8 protein-coding genes are annotated in these 13,492 nt (G+C 36.1%); 4 read left to right on the top strand and 4 right to left on the bottom strand.

The window, feature by feature from the left end:
* From AACZ30_RS09595 to uvrA, 4 genes are all read right to left on the bottom strand, one after another.
* A partial coding sequence (locus AACZ30_RS09595) for a hypothetical protein (RefSeq protein WP_339649050.1) occupies positions 1-238 on the bottom strand: 238 nt, incomplete at its 3' end.
* A gap of 204 nt (positions 239-442) precedes the next feature.
* Positions 443-3,256: a metalloprotease gene (locus AACZ30_RS09590; RefSeq protein WP_339649049.1), complete on the bottom strand. Its 2,814-nt coding sequence runs from the start codon at positions 3,254-3,256 to the stop codon at positions 443-445.
* Positions 3,257-3,329: 73 nt separating this feature from the next.
* Positions 3,330-4,019 carry a TIGR00730 family Rossman fold protein gene (locus AACZ30_RS09585; RefSeq protein ID WP_075326482.1) on the bottom strand — a complete coding sequence of 230 codons (690 nt, stop codon included), beginning with the start codon at positions 4,017-4,019 and terminating at the stop codon, positions 3,330-3,332.
* Between the two features lie 16 nt (positions 4,020-4,035).
* Complete coding sequence (uvrA, locus tag AACZ30_RS09580) at positions 4,036-6,867, bottom strand: excinuclease ABC subunit UvrA (protein ID WP_339649048.1); 2,832 nt, start codon at positions 6,865-6,867, stop codon at positions 4,036-4,038.
* Between the two features lie 496 nt (positions 6,868-7,363).
* Here uvrA and AACZ30_RS09575 point away from each other — a divergent pair, with 496 nt between their 5' ends.
* The 4 genes from AACZ30_RS09575 to AACZ30_RS09560 all read left to right on the top strand — a co-directional run bounded on the left by AACZ30_RS09575 (position 7,364) and on the right by AACZ30_RS09560 (position 13,423).
* A complete protein-coding gene (locus AACZ30_RS09575) occupies positions 7,364-8,380 on the top strand; it encodes a LuxR C-terminal-related transcriptional regulator (protein ID WP_075326485.1) in 1,017 nt (338 codons plus the stop codon).
* Between the two features lie 236 nt (positions 8,381-8,616).
* On the top strand, positions 8,617-9,966 hold the full coding sequence (locus tag AACZ30_RS09570; protein ID WP_143083607.1) for a hypothetical protein: 1,350 nt from the start codon (positions 8,617-8,619) through the stop codon (positions 9,964-9,966).
* A 64-nt stretch (positions 9,967-10,030) separates the two neighbouring features.
* The gene (locus AACZ30_RS09565) at positions 10,031-11,704 is read left to right on the top strand and encodes a hypothetical protein (protein WP_339649047.1); all 1,674 of its coding nucleotides are present in this window, start codon (positions 10,031-10,033) and stop codon (positions 11,702-11,704) included.
* 84 nt (positions 11,705-11,788) lie between these two features.
* Entirely contained in the window at positions 11,789-13,423 is a 1,635-nt protein-coding gene (locus AACZ30_RS09560; RefSeq protein ID WP_339649046.1) for a thrombospondin type 3 repeat-containing protein, read from the top strand.
* The last annotated feature ends 69 nt before the right edge of the window (positions 13,424-13,492 follow it).

Below are 13,492 nucleotides of genomic sequence, written 5' to 3'. Positions count from 1 at the left end.
TTTGATCACGATAGTAACCAGACCTAAAATCACCATTTTTAAAAGCCTTTGCCATAGCAAGCTGTGGCACTTCTTTTCCATCGCCAAAGATCCCGAATTTAGCCTTCCCGGTAAGCACTTCACGTCTTCCCAAAAGGCTACATTCCCGGCTGGTAACGGCTATGTTGTAATCTGCCAGCACCTCGGCCTTGAAATCTTCAAATGAAATTGAATCTTTAGTTTTTGTTTCGCTTTGCATGAACGTAATTTATGAATAATAACAAATGTAACGAAAACTTAGATTGTACACAATTCATTAAAATCAAAATATTTTAAGAAAAGTGTATTTTAAAGGATTTTTATTGTGTTTACTGAAATGAAATATCAGTTTTAATAGTAAATACTGATTAATATGTAATTGAATTGAAGAATGCTAAGAATTACCTAAGCATTTAAATATTTGTTAATACCAGCGACGGGTAAATAACCTAATTAATGTATTTATATCTAAGGAAACGATAAATCTTATTTTTTGATCGTAATTTTCCTGGGCTACTTCCCAGCCTAAATTGGAATAAACAGGAAAGAAAACTTCAAAATAATCGTCTACTAAACTCAGGCGTACCCCAGAATCGTATAAAAACCGCGCATTTTGGTGCTGATTTTTAACCAAACCTACATCGCCATATATAAAAAACCATTTGTATAGGTTAGTACTGGCATTTAAAGTAGTTAGCCATTGGTTGGCATATTCGGGCTGTAGTTGAGATTTGAACCCACCTTCTGCCACTATAATTTGCTGACTAAATAGACCGGAGCCCTGGCTTCTTCCGTAGTAATTGTAATCAAAAAGATAATCTGTAGGGCGATCTAAGGCAAAACTAAAATAATCGGTTTCCATATTATCGCTGTACAAAAATGTTCCGGTAAATAAGCGAAGATTTATTTGCCTGTTATTTCTAAACAGTTTTCTATACTCCAGGCTCATAGAAATTTTACTGAATTTTTCAGCCAGTTGAAAATCAAAAGAAGCGCTGTAATAATCTACTAAATGAGGCTTACTATACCTGTAATTAATGTTGAAAACATTGTAATTGGGTTCGTCTAAAGTTTTATCAGGATCGCTATCCCGTCTTACATTTACATTTCTAATCAACAGATTTTGACGCTCATTATCCCGTAAATATTTATCTCTAAAAGAAAAACTTAAAAAAGGGGTATATTTTTCATAAAAGAGATCGTAGCCATACGAATAGCGCGTACCTCCAATACCGTAAGAAATTTTGTAGAGTTCCTTATTTTCAAACTGGTGTGTATTGCTAAAGGAAGCCGAGCCAACTATGGTTTCACTATTAAAACCATATTTAGGTGAAATATTAAAATTGAAGGTTTTTGAAAGAACCGTTTTATTATACAATTTGGGCCCAATAGAAATACCATCGTAAAGGTTATAATTAAATTCTGGCATAAAAAACAACTGGTTATACCGGGGATCTTCTATATCCTGAAGTAACCTAAACTGAAGCGGTTTATTAAAGAGTTTAGACACCGCTTTATAATTATCCCGTTGATTGAATTCCGGAATATTTTGTTCGTAATTTAATGCGAGCCGGTCTACACCCTGCCTTGGGATTTCAACTGTTTTGGTTTTATCTATATTATCTACCCATTTTTTAAAGATTACTTCTCCATCTTTTAAACCATATAAAGAAATAGGAAAATTGGTATTTCTTTTATTTTTAATGGTTACCCGCAGCGAATCTTTTGTTTTATTTAGTCTTTGAATGGTAAAATCTATTTTTTTATTAGAGTCTACATAATCCTGAAAAAACCACGAAATATCTTTTGTTGCATGGCTTTTTAAGCTCTGCTCAAAATCTTTTGCAGTAGTGGGGCGCATATTATTTTCCTGGTAGAAATCTTTAACTGCATCTTTAACTTTATCGTTTTCCAGGTAATCTTCAAGATATTTTAAGCCGACTCCGGCTTTATAGGCATTGGCAATATTTTTATTGAATTTAACCAGGGAATCCTGCGCGGTTCTAAGCGGTTGGTCTAAATTCATTCTTGCCATATTCATATAAAGAAACTGGTACTGGTCGTTAAATTCAAGGTCTGCTGCGTGAAACCATCGTATACCAATAATATTACTGAGGTTTCCTAAAAGTTTCATATTAGGATAATACTCATTTACATAATCTATCATTAAAGAAACCAGGATGGCATCATGAACCCATTGTTCTTTCCGCGGATTAATGTGCACCGAATTTTTCAGCAAATAATTGGTAATGGTTTTAAACTGCTTAATATCGTACTGAAAACCATCTGGAAAAGGACGAATAAAGCCCGGTAATTGGTTTAAACCATAAATAGGGCTTATTAAATAATCGTCCCGTGTTACAAAAATGTTTTGATGAGGATATTCCCCAAGTCTTTTATTATAGTATTTTAAAATACGATTTAATAAAATTCTTTTTATTTCAGGCTGAAGTTCATCATCATCTACATTTGTAAATATTTCGTGATCTTCGGTTCTAATAGACTCAAAAATGAAAGAGTTGGTTAGGTATAATTTAGTGTCTAACTGATCTTTCCCTGAAAGTTTTACGGTTTTTGAGCCATTAGTAGTACTAACACTTTCAAAGTCCAGCGCCGAGCCTACATAGTATTTAGGTGGAGTGGTAAGGGTAATTTCAACATCATGCATTGCATTATATTGATCGCCTAAATCTTTATGGCTATAAACTTCCCAATTCCCGTTTTTATAAACGCCGGGAGTAATATACCAGTACCGCAGTTTATAATTATTATTTGAATCTACCCCGTAACGCGTAAATTTATCTATAGGAATCTTTACCTGGTAACCTAAATTAATGGTGATGCTATTACCGGGTAGTAAAGGTTTGTAAAGTTTAACTCTAATAAGGTCCTGAGCCAGGAATGGGCGTTCCCAAATTAAGGCTTCATTTTCGGAATTGGTGAGTTTATTAATATAGGTAGCGCCTCGCTCTTCATTTTTAGCAAACCTGAAGCGCCTCGCAAATTCTTCGGCAAAACGTTTGGCAAGGGGAGTGTCTTTTGCACTAAAGGCATTTGCCCAATCGTTAAGATAAATTTGGGTAAGAGTATCGTTACTGGAGTTGGTATACACCAATTCCTGCTCTATAGTAAAAGTATGTGTACTATCGTTTAAGTGAGCTTGTAAGGAGATGGAGTTTTGTGCAAAACCCCATCCAATTCCCACAAAAAAAAATAAATAAAATAGATAAAATCTCAATGGGAATATATTTAACGTAACACAGAATTCGAGCTAAATATAATCAAAGTTTTTTTCCCTTCTTAAGATTTAATTAAAAGTTAGGGCTAAGATTATATTCTCCGTAGAATTCGTTTAGAATTTCAATAACTTCATCTTCGGTATCTACAACCTGAACAAGATCCATATCTGGAGCGCTAATGTTTTGAAAGGTATCTAAAAGTGTTTTTTGAACCCAGTCTACAAGACCTCCCCAAAAATCTCTTCCCACTAAAATAATAGGGAATTTATCAATTTTATGGGTTTGAATAAGGGTAATGGCTTCAAAAAGTTCGTCTAAAGTTCCAAAACCGCCCGGCATAACTACAAATCCCTGTGAATATTTTACAAACATTACTTTTCTAACAAAAAAGTAATCAAAATCCAGGCTTTTATCATTATCAATATATGGGTTGTCGTGTTGCTCGAAAGGTAAATCTATATTTAATCCTACAGAAGTTCCGCCCCCAAGATGGGCCCCTTTATTACCGGCTTCCATTATTCCAGGTCCACCGCCGGTAATTACGCCGTAGCCGTTTTCAACGATTTTTTTAGATATTTTTTCAGCAAGTTTATAATATTTTTGATCTGGTTTGGTTCTGGCTGAACCAAAAATTGAAACACAAGGACCAATTTGACTTAGCTTTTCGTAGCCATTTACAAATTCGCCCATTATTTTAAATATGGCCCATGAATCGTTTGTTTTAATTTCGTTCCAGGCTTTATTTTTAAGATTTTTATTCATATTATAATTAGTATAGTTAGTGTAATTCTTTTTTAAGGAAACTGGCAGTATAACTCTTTTTTGATTTGGCCACTTCTTCTGGGGTGCCTTTAGCGATAACTTTTCCGCCATTTTTTCCGCCTTCGGGACCAATATCAATTATATAATCGGCCATTTTTATTACATCCATATTATGTTCTATAATAAGTACGGTGTTTCCTTTATTTGTTAATTCGTTTAAAACATCCATTAATACCCGAATATCTTCGAAGTGCAAACCGGTGGTTGGTTCGTCTAAAATATAAAAAGTATTTCCCGTATCACGTTTTGAAAGTTCTGTAGCAAGTTTAATTCGCTGGGCTTCCCCTCCAGATAGCGTGGTACTTTGTTGGCCAAGCGTGATATACCCTAAACCAACATCTTTTATGGTTTTTAATTTTCTATATATCTTCGGAATAGGTTCGAAAAAAGTTGTTGCATCGTTAATTGTCATTTCCAGAACATCAGCAATAGACTTTCCTTTGTACCTAATTTCAAGAGTTTCACGGTTGAAGCGTTTTCCCTGGCAGGTTTCACATTCTACGTAAACATCTGGGAGAAAATTCATTTCTATAACTCGTAATCCGCCACCTCTACAGGTTTCACATCTCCCGCCTTTTACGTTAAAGCTGAATCTTCCGGGTTTATAACCACGAATTAGCGCCTCAGGGGTTTTAGCAAAAAGACTCCTGATTTCTGAAAATACGCCGGTATACGTAGCTGGGTTAGATCTAGGAGTTCTACCAATTGGTGTCTGGTTAATATCAATTACTTTATCAGCATTATCAAGACCTTTAATACTTTTATATGGTTTTGGTTCTTTTACGCCATTAAAATAATGGGCATTCATAATAGGATAAAGCGTCTCGTTGATAAGCGTGGATTTTCCACTTCCCGAAACTCCCGTAACCGCAATCATTTGCCCTAAAGGAATTTTAATAGAAACATTTTTAAGGTTGTTTCCGGTTGCTCCTTTTAGTTCTATATGCTTTCCGTTTCCTTTTCTTCTTTCTTTAGGTACTGAAATTTCTTTGTTTCCGTTTAGATAGGAAGCAGTAAGCGTATCGTGTTTTAATAATTCTGAAGGCGGGCCTTCACTTATAATTTCACCACCGTGTTTTCCGGCTCTGGGGCCAATATCAATCACATAATCGGCGCGTTCTATCATATCCTTATCGTGTTCTACCACAATCACAGAATTGCCAATATCCCTTAGAGAAATAAGTGAATTAATAAGTTTTTCGTTATCACGCTGATGTAAACCAATACTTGGTTCATCTAAAATATAAAGAACACCTACTAATTGGGAACCAATTTGTGTAGCCAGTCTAATACGTTGTGCTTCTCCGCCAGAAAGCGATTTAGAACCGCGGTTAAGGGAAAGATAGGTAAGCCCAACGTCTACCAGGAAACCAATTCTTGTTCTAATTTCCTTAATAACTTCAGAAGCAATTTTGTTTTGTTTTTCGCTTAGCTTTTTCTCTAACCCAACAAACCATTTAGCCAAATCTTCAATATCCATTAAAGAAAGTTCGGCTATATTTTTATCGTTAATTCTAAAATAAAGCGATTCCTTTTTAAGTCGGCTGCCTTCACAAACGGGACATTCAACTTTATCCATATATTCTTTAGCCCAGCGTCTTAAAGAAGTAGAATCGTTATTATTAAAAGTGGTTTCAATAAAAGTTGCTACGCCTTCAAAATTAATCTTAAACTCCCTGTTTACACCAAGGCTTTTAGATTCTTTGGTAAAAGTCTCTTTGCCTCCGTAAAGTATAAACTTCATTGCAGCATCTGGTATTTTAGAAACAGGATCTGTAAGTTTAAAGTCCCAGCGCTCAGCAATTAATTCCAGCTGAGAAAAAACCCAGTTCTTTTTTTGCGGACCGTGAGGAGCCAGTGCTCCATTTTTGATTGACTTAGAATTATCTGGAATAATTTTATCAATATTCACCTGGTATAAAGTGCCAATCCCGTTACAGCTTGGACAGGCACCTTTAGGCGAATTAAAAGAAAAAGTATTGGGCTCAGGATTAGGATAAGAAATTCCCGTGGTGGGGCACATTAAATTCCTGCTAAAATACCGAACATTTTCAGTTTCCTGGTCTAAAATAATTAGCGTATCACTACCATGATACATTGCGGTTTTTATACTTTCATCCAGGCGCTTTTGCGCATCGGTCTTATCATCAATTTTTAAGCGATCTATTACAATCTCTATATCGTGGGTTTTGTACCGGTCCAGTTTCATTCCTTTTACAAGGTCCCTAACTTCCCCATTTACCCTTGCTTTAAGAAATCCCTGCTTGGCTATTTGCTCAAATAATTCACGGTAATGCCCTTTTCTGGATTTTACCACGGGAGCCAAAACACTTACTTTTTTTCCTTTAAAATCTTTTAAAATGAGGTCTTTTATTTGGCTATCGGTATAGCTAACCATTTTCTCCCCGGTCTTATAACTATAAGCTTCACCGGCACGTGCATAAAGTAGGCGTAAGAAATCGTAAATCTCTGTAATAGTCCCAACCGTACTTCTCGGATTTTTACTGGTGGTTTTTTGCTCTATGGCAATAACAGGAGAGAGACCTTCAATTTTATCTACATCTGGTCTCTCCAGGCCTCCTAAAAACTGCCTTGCATAGGCCGAAAATGTTTCTATATAACGGCGCTGTCCTTCGGCATAAATAGTATCAAATGCCAGGGATGATTTTCCTGAACCTGAGAGACCGGTAATTACCACCAGTTTTTCTCTTGGAATATTAACATCTATATTTTTAAGATTATGGACGCGAGCCCCTAATACTTCTATAAATTCTTCGGTTTTAGCCATATTTTTTATCAAGGGGGCAAAGGTACTTAAAGTGTTGCTAACTAAAAAGAAAGGAAGTTTCTGGTAGTGTTAATTATGGTTTAAAGTTTTTGAAAGAGGAATTAGCAATAAAATTTTAGAGTAGTTAAGGTGGTGAAAAAACAAATTTTTAAAAACATAGAATTTATCGGCTATAATGTTCCTTTTATCCTTTGTTTATTCTGTTGATTGTCAGTATAATATTACTTTATTTTTTTGCATAAAATAAGGTTAATCCCCTATATTTGAGATACCAAATCTTCATGAAATTTTTTTCATCCCCCCAGAAAAGTATTAAACCTACAAGTAGGTAGTTTTTAGCCCCATCAGTTTTGCCCCGTTATTTTTAACCCCCCACGTAAGATTTAAAACATCCAGACCCTTCTATTGTTATGTTTTAAATCTATCAATTTAATTTTTTGTGGACCTACTCCACAGTTTTTACTAACTGGCTAAATAGCCGCAAAATTGATGTATTATGATAACAGAAAAAAAGCAGTTGTTGCTTATTACCAACAAACAAAGTATGGTAGACTGTGTTCAGGAGGGTGTTAGTATGCAATTTGAAGTAGCTCACGCAAACTCTTTGCATACTGGCTTTAACATGGCACTTAATTTATTACCCGATATAATCTTATTAGATTATTCTTCCTTTAGATCGGGTAGGAATTTTAAGAATATCGCCAATTTTAAATCAAATCATTTTCTTACTAAAGCCTGGCTGGTTGTTTATGCCGAAGAACGATATAGGGCCGAAGCTGAAAGTAGATTTAGAAAAGTAGTAGATGAGTTTATATACTCTCCTACTATAGAGGCACTTTGCGGGAAGATTGTAAAACTGGTATATAGCAACCGTTCACTTTCCAATTATTGGAAAGACGCTTTTATGGGAATGTTTAATATTATTTCCCAACCGGTAGTGCTACTGGATCAAAATGAAATTGTAGCGATGAACGATGCTTTTAAGCAAAGTTTTGATGTGAAAGAGAAAAAGGGTTTAAAACTTACCGATTTCGTGAAATGCGAAAATGTACAAAAGGTTAAAGATAGTTTAAGAAATTTTGCCCGCGGTAAACATATAAAGGCAGCCACTAAGACTGCCTTACTATTAAGGAATGATAAGGTGAGAAATGCCCGTATTAATTTTTCTAAGTTAAACAGGAATTTTGGGCATCAATTTGTCATGTTTATTGATCTTATGGAAGAAAGCGAAGTGATTAATGACCGAATAGGCACTGCTTCTGAAGAAGTAGAAAATTGCTTCAAACAAAATAGCCAGCTCACCGATTTTAAATTCACTAATAGAGAGAAGGAAATTATTGAATTACTTATTAAAGGCTATAAAACCAAAGATATATCTGAAGCGTTGTTTATCTCCCCAAAAACAATAGAAAAACATCGTTCTAATATTATAAAGAGAACCAACTCTGATACTATCCTGGAGAGCATAATATATGCGATAAATCATAAGCTTATAGATTATCAAAAAGTCTAAAAATTAGACTTTTCGGTAAAATAGGGGAGAAAACCCCTATAGCATGATAGGAAAGAATTAGACTACATTTATCATATGAATTACTAGTCACCCCACTTCACTAGTATTTACCTCAGCCTATTTTTTTTGAGCCCCCCAACAAGTAGTATTGATATATCAAGATGCTCTTTACAGAGTCATATTTATATATATTGTTTTAACCATTCTAAATATTTATTAACCAAAACTTTAGTGTTATGAAAAACCTAAAAAATTACCTTTCAAGCGTCGTTATTATCGCGATGTTATTTGCATCTTGTAGTAAAGATGAACCCACAAACAATGTGGGAACCGATGGAGAAATGGCGAGCATTTCCCTGGGAGCAGTTTTAAACGACCTGGATAGACAGGGATTACTAAAACAGTCTATTCCTGAATGTTCCGATGATGCTCCCATGTATGTAAGAGTTATTCTAACCCATGATTTGGGCGAAGAAGACGTAGTTGTTCCTGTAAATTTTGATGGAACTACTTATTTTACAGATTATGATGAAGATCTGGCAATTCCAATCCCTGCCGGAGAAACTACTACTTCTGTTAGTGTAACAGATTTCTGGGTGTACTCCGAAGAACCGGGTGAAAGTACATTGCCAATTTGGGTTACTCCAAAAGAAGATAGTGAGTATGAAAACTTTGTAAACGATCCGCTTCCAATTAATTTTGAACTTAGAGCCGGCTCAAAGAAATATGTTGATGTAGAAGTTTTATGTTTCGATGATAGAGAAGTAAACTTATACGGATATCAATTCTTTGACCTTGTACCAATTCCGCTAATTAAATTCTGTTTATTTGGAAACTTCTGTCCTTCAGAAGATGGTAGACACTACGTAGCCGGTTATACAGTTAATGTATGGATGGGCTCAGAAGCAGTTGGAGATCCAATTTACACTGAATCTAATACTGTAGATGAAGATGATACTACTGGTGACTATTATTCAGATCCATTATGTTTCTGGTTACCTGATACCGCTGAAACTGATACTTACTATTTTGAAATTACATTAGATAATACCGATGAGTATAGTTCAGACGATGCAGGAGAAGTAATTCTTGCTGGTCCTATCACTGATGAAGAAATTAGAATGTTTTATAGTGAAGACGACGATTCAACAATGGATTATTACCACTTTAATTATGGATGTGGTGGCGATAACCCTCCACCATTTGATGACCCAAGAACAGAAGCTAAACGTTACAAAGCCTGTTTAAAGAATTTAGGTGATTCAAATGCTGTAGGATTTGCATACCTGAAGTTACAGGGGAATCAATTAACTGCTACTACAGCAGCTACTGAACTTATTCCAGGAGATGTACCACAACATATCCATGAAAATGCAAGTTGTGATGCTTTTGGTTCGCCAATTTGGGATCTTGATTATACAGGAGATGTATGGCCTGTAGCTGACGGAGCTGGAAACTTATTCTACACCAGGACTTTTACTTTAACTCCTGCTCAGGTAGCAGCTGCTAATCTAGCTAATAGAACAGCTGTGTTACATGAGTCTGATATGACACCACTGGCTTGTGGAGAATTTGAAGAGTACTAAAAACTCTTAAAAGGTGTCCCAGTTTTTGGGACACCTTTTTAATTCCTTTTAAAACATAGAAACAATGAAGAATTTAAAATTAATGCTGGCCATTTTTGTGGCTACGGGGATGCTATTTTCGTCCTGTAGTAAAGAAGAGACCAATGAGCCCTCTGTAAACGAGGAAATGGGTAGTATCTCTATAGGTGCTATTTTGAATGATCTTGTGAATGATAATCGTCAGACTATTTCAGATGAAATCCCGGAATGTTCTGATGATACACCAATGTATGCCTGGATAGTACTTACCCACGAATTGGGAACTGAAGATGTAGTTGTACCTATTCTCTTTGATGGTGACACTTATTTCACTGATTACGAAGAAGATCTGGAAATTCCAATTCCGGCTAACGAAACTACAACCGCAGTAAGCCTTACCACTTTTATGGTGTATGCTGAAGAACCAGGAGAAGGTGTTTCACCCATATGGGTAGCACCAACTGACGAAGGTGAATATAAGAACTTTGTGAATGATGCTTTACCTATCAATTTTGATTTAAGAGCAGGATCTAAAAAATATTTGGATGTTGAAGTCTTATGTTTTGACGATAGAGATGTAAATCTATATGGATACCAATTCTTTGATCTTATTCCAATAGAATTATACGAGTTCTGTGTATTTGCTAACTACTGTACCGATAATGGTAAACATTATACTGCAAATTATAATATTGATATAGATTATATAAGAGAAGGAGAGGATGATATTAACTTATATACCAATAGATCTCCTGAAACCGGAAATACCGAAGATGATAATTCGGGTGACTGGTATGCTGAACCACTATGTTTAGCAATTCCGGCTCCTATGTATGACGAGTTAGACACTGAGGCATACTTAAGAGTAACCGTTACTTTGGCTAGTTGGGCTGACAATTACGGAACACCTGGTGCTGAAGACCCTGAAATCATCTATTTAAGCTGGAACGATGTACAATCATATTTTGGTGATAATGACACTATAGATTATGAACATATTTTCTTTAACTGTGGAGATGACCCTATACTTGATTGTCCAATAACTGAAGAGGATACCGATGGTGACTGCGTACCTAATGAAGATGATTTATGTGAAGGCTATGATGATGATGAAGACATGGATGAAGATGGTATTCCAGATGGGTGTGATCAATGTCCAGAAGAAGCCGGTGATCCATTAGATGGTGGTTGTCCTATTGATGATTGTGCTGGAGATGCTGATAGTGATGGATTAAATGATTGTGAAGATGAATGTCCTTACCAGGCAGGTCCAGAATCTAATAATGGATGTCCTGAAGAAGGTGGGGATACCTGCGAAACCGCCTATATGGAAGGAGATACAGCTCTTAATACCTTAGCAAATGCTAATCGATGGGGTTGGGCAGAACACTACCAAACAGGTATAGATGGAAGTAGTAATACTCTCGATATTTGGGCAGGTGCTGCACAGAATAATACTTCCAAAGGAGAACATATTGCTACAGCGGAGATCTCTGTTAATGGTGATGATATTACTCTGGAAATCACACTGGAACCCGGAGTAAGCTTAAGTGAGCTTCATATTAATTTAAGTGAAGTTGCACCATCAGGAAATGATGTTTTTGCACCCGGGCAATATAACCTTAATGATGAAGTGGATGCAAATACTCTTACCTATACCTGGACAAGAGACTATAGTAATGACTTCTATATTATTGTTCATGCCGTAGCTTGTTATTAAAATGAAAAGCCAACTACCAGGAGGGTATGAAACCTTCTGGTAGTTTATTAACCATTCTAAATATTTAATCCAAAAACTTTAATTATGATACTTCTAAGAAAATATCTGGCCATTGTGGCCGTTTTTTCCCTCTTTTTTACCTCGTGTACAAAAGATGAGGAAGGAACCTTAAACAACGATCCAGGTTCAGAGAGTTTTGCTGAATTAAGTCTGGGGGCAACCCTTAATGACTTTGTAAACCGTGCAGCGGTCAAGCAAAGTATTCCCGACTGTTCATCTGACGCTCCAGCCTATGCGCATATAGAATTAACACATAATGCAGGTACAGACCTGGAAGGTGTTATTAATGTAAATGTTCCTATTTTAAGCGAAGATGGAAGCTTTTTCACTGATTATGACGAAGATTTAAAAATTCCTGTAGCAAATGCTGATGATAAAACAGCTACGGTTTCAGTCACTACCTTCCTGGTATATGATGGTGATCCAGATGATGCAGGATCTACCGTTATTTGGGCTGCACCGGCAACTACCAGTGAATATGGAGCTTTTGTGAATCAGGGTCTTCCATATAACTTTCCAATAAGAGCAGGTTCAAAAAAATATGTTGATATTGAAGTGCTGTGTTTTGATGACCGTGAGGTAAATTTATATGGTTACCAATTCTTTGATCTGGTACCTGAGGTACTTCACGAAGTGTGTATTTTTGCAAACTATTGTGATGATGATGGAAGACACTATACTGCCAATTACAGCCTTGAGGTTATATATACCGGTGGAGACGAAGATAGAACTTTGTATACAAGCATGGATCTACCAGAAGATAGCTATGGATTTGATGAAGATACCGGTGATTATTATGCTGATCCTTTCTGCTTCGCAGTTCCAGCGCCTATGTTTGATGAAACCAGTACTACAGAATATATAAGAATAATTGCAACTTTATCAAATTGGGAAGGAAATTATCCAACTCCTGCTGAGGAAGAAATTGTTCTTAATCTTACCTGGTCACAAATAATGGAGAGTGTTCGTGAAGATGGCACTATTGATTATTTCCATATCCTATTCTGTGATGAGGATGATGATCCAGGAAATGGGAATGGAGAAGAGTGTGATCCTCAAGATCCTGCTGCTGATTGTGATAATGATACAATACCTAATGGACAGGATAATTGCCCAGCTACTCCCAATACAGATCAAGCCGATCTGGATGAAGATGGAATAGGAGACGTTTGTGATTCAGACATTGATGGAGACGAAATCTTAAATGAAAATGAGAATCCTGGTTGTGTAAGAGATCCCGATCCAACATGTGGTGATTCAGTTGCAGAGTGTCCTACTTTACCATCAGCTGGCGACTGTGAAAGAGTTTACGTGGCCGGAACTGATGTAACTGATCTTACCGATTGGATAGCAATAACAGATTCAGAACCATTACCAATTTTCATAGGTAATAATACAACCGTAGCATTAGGCTTGATTTCTTTTGATGCTGACGGAGATATGTTACTTATAAATACAAATACCAGTTTTTATCTGAAAGATTATAGGTTGGAAATTGTAGATGAATTGGGTGACGCAATTACATGTGTATACGAAGATGATCTAACGGCACCAGAGGATACCAATGAAGCTGATGTGGAGGTAGAAGTTGTAGGAGATTTCTCTGGAACTGTCTATGTTCGTTTTTCTGCTAACGTTTGTTCAAGATCTGATACCTAGAATAAAATTACCCAGTAAATTTATAACCGGGGGGTGACTAATTCACTGGGTTTTTGTAATCCTCACTCT

The organism is uncultured Salegentibacter sp., assembly GCF_963972535.1.
In the GTDB taxonomy this organism is placed as follows: Bacteria; Bacteroidota; Bacteroidia; order Flavobacteriales; family Flavobacteriaceae; genus Salegentibacter.
Note: the sequence above shows the minus strand (reverse complement) of the source record. Positions and strands in the feature narration are given on the sequence as shown.